Source organism: Nocardioides allogilvus, assembly GCF_003047285.1.
In the GTDB taxonomy this organism is placed as follows: domain Bacteria; phylum Actinomycetota; class Actinomycetes; order Propionibacteriales; family Nocardioidaceae; genus Nocardioides; species Nocardioides allogilvus.
In genome coordinates, this window is the sequence record NZ_PZYX01000073.1 from 1 (window position 1) to 535 (window position 535).

A 535-nucleotide genomic window follows, 5' to 3' on the forward strand; every position below is an offset into this window, starting at 1 on the left:
AATCGGAATTACTGGGCGTAAAGCGCGCGCAGGCGGTTTGTTAAGTCAGATGTGAAATCCCCGGGCTCAACCTGGGAACTGCATCTGATACTGGCAAGCTTGAGTCTCGTAGAGGGGGGTAGAATTCCAGGTGTAGCGGTGAAATGCGTAGAGATCTGGAGGAATACCGGTGGCGAAGGCGGCCCCCTGGACGAAGACTGACGCTCAGGTGCGAAAGCGTGGGGAGCAAACAGGATTAGATACCCTGGTAGTCCACGCCGTAAACGATGTCGACTTGGAGGTTGTGCCCTTGAGGCGTGGCTTCCGGAGCTAACGCGTTAAGTCGACCGCCTGGGGAGTACGGCCGCAAGGTTAAAACTCAAATGAATTGACGGGGGCCCGCACAAGCGGTGGAGCATGTGGTTTAATTCGATGCAACGCGAAGAACCTTACCTGGTCTTGACATCCACGGAAGTTTTCAGAGATGAGAATGTGCCTTCGGCAACCGTGAGACAGGTGCTGCATGGCTGTCGTCAGCTCGTGTTGTGAAATGTTG

Annotated in this window: 1 rRNA gene; it reads left to right on the forward strand. The window is 54.8% G+C overall.

Features of this window, described 5'->3' with window-relative positions:
- A 16S ribosomal RNA gene (locus tag C9J87_RS19495) occupies window positions 1-535 on the forward strand; the annotation flags it as partial.